The following is a 2,040-nucleotide window of genomic DNA, read 5'->3' on the forward strand; positions in this document are numbered from 1 at the left end:
GGCGCTAGGTTACGTAAATGGTTCGCTTTCCCCAAGAAGATAAGCAGAGCAAGACCACCAAACATCCAGAAAATCTGACCAGAAAAACCATAAATAATCACATTGCTTAGGCCCGGAATCGCAAACGCTTCAATCATGTGCGAACCACCAACAAGAAAGCTACCCGCAAGCACAAGAGGAATACCAGCAAACAGTAGAGCATTCATCGTTGGACCCAATTTCCAATTCGGCATCATCATACCTAAGCCAGAAGAAACGATCATCGCAAAGAAAATCTGTGGAAGGCCAATAAATTGAGCTGCCATCGTTGAAAGCCACAGGGAAACATTAAGCACCACAATGAGTGCCACCATTTCAACCAAACCTTTACGAAGATATTGCTGTCTGTTCGCGGTTTTCGCTCTGTTATCAATAAAGATAAATGCCACAGCCAAACTGATGTACGACAGGATCAAAAACGATTCACCCAGAGGGAAATTCTCTGCACGGCCAGAAATAAGCACATCGGCCGTTTGAATACCAATCAGTAATAAGAACGCGCGCACAATAAAGGTTAATTGAGTACTGGTCGTTCCAACAATCACTTCCTTTGTAGACGCAACAAAGTAGCTATCGTCAACGTTAAAATCTTGCTTTGAAAGCAGACGTTTGATCTCTTGGCCGCCCACAAAAAATGAAGCAATCAGTGCGATAACTGTGGTTTGGCTCATCAGAACGACAACAGGAAACTCGCCTAGACCAGGGGCAGCCATACCACTTTTAACAAGCAATGCGCCCAGGCCCAAACCAAATACAACAATAACCAATAGAGATGAATACTTTGTACCAGCAACAATGGTGCGAGAAACAAGCACCATTATTGTCAATGCAACCAGTGCAAGGAAATAGTGGTTAACAGCAGATAGAACGGAAATATGTTCCATTAGAACTCCAATAAAGAATAAAAGTAAAACGACTCACTCGTGCCAAATGTGCGAACCCTTGCCACTCATCCCTTCAATTGTCAGTGGCACAAAGTGAGTAAACTTTGGTTTGTAAACGGTGATCTATAATCGATGACGTATTACGCGACGATGGCAGTAACAACATCATCAGAAACTGGGCTGACTGCATCGTTGAAAAGAGAACGCAGTGCTTTAAGAACTTCCTGACGAGAAACCACACCAACGTATTGGCCATTTTCAAGCACGGGAAGAATCTGAGGCTTGTTGACTTTGATCGACTTGGCGCGTTCTTCGACTGACAATGTGGTCAATTGAGTGGCATAACCCATAGTGCTTGATGGGTACAGCTGCTCTTTATCTAGCGCCAAGTACTCTAAAACATGTGTTAAGCGTTCATTGATATCAATCGTGACAAGATCGGTTTTCATTAAATCCGCAACTTTAACGTCATTTTCAGGAATGTAATCTTGGCACCACATTTCAACCATGACATCGTGCGTCGATAAAAACCCAAGTAGCCCACCGTTTGAGTCACAGACGGGTGCCCCATTAATCCTATTTTTAGACAGTAGGTCGATAGCCGAAGGTAGTGAGGTGTCTGCACTCAAGCTAGGCGCTTGTGCATTGAAAATGTCTCTTACAGTAAGTAAAGCATTCATAATATTCTCCTAATTAAACCAAGACGTTGTTAGTTATTCATTGAAACCATTTGCTCAAGTGAGCTGATGAGATGAATATTACTCAGCCAATAATAATAAGTAAAATTCATTTGTATTATGATTACAATCAATTTTATTGATACTTAAACATCTATAACGATTACGATGAGGTAAAAGAAACCCCTTAAAATAATTTGATTTACTCTACTAAACGGTTGAAATATAAGATTACGAAAATCGCAGAATAAGACGATACGGCTCCAATAAAAATTGATACAATATTTAACTTAGATTCAAAAATTTGATTCGTTGATGTTTACCACCCTCTAAGTGGTGTTTCCCTACTTTTAGGTAGGTTGAAGGAGCAATAGTGCGATATTCGTTAAAACAATTAGCCGTGTTTGATGCAGTGGCAGAGCTAGGCAGTGTTAGCCAAG

Annotated in this window: 1 protein-coding gene and 1 pseudogene; both read right to left on the reverse strand. The window is 41.1% G+C overall.

All coding sequences use genetic code 11. From position 1 onward, the window contains the following. A pseudogene (locus ACP45E_RS17785) lies at nucleotides 1–923 on the reverse strand (hypothetical protein); the annotation flags it as partial. Between the two features lie 140 nt (nucleotides 924–1,063). Continuing rightward, complete coding sequence (locus tag ACP45E_RS17790; protein ID WP_017033906.1) at nucleotides 1,064–1,603, reverse strand: CBS domain-containing protein; 540 nt, start codon at nucleotides 1,601–1,603, stop codon at nucleotides 1,064–1,066. Nucleotides 1,604–2,040: the final 437 nt, after the last annotated feature.

The sequence above is a fragment of the Vibrio genomosp. F10 str. 9ZD137 genome, assembly GCF_049974785.1.
Classification (GTDB): Bacteria; Pseudomonadota; Gammaproteobacteria; order Enterobacterales; family Vibrionaceae; genus Vibrio.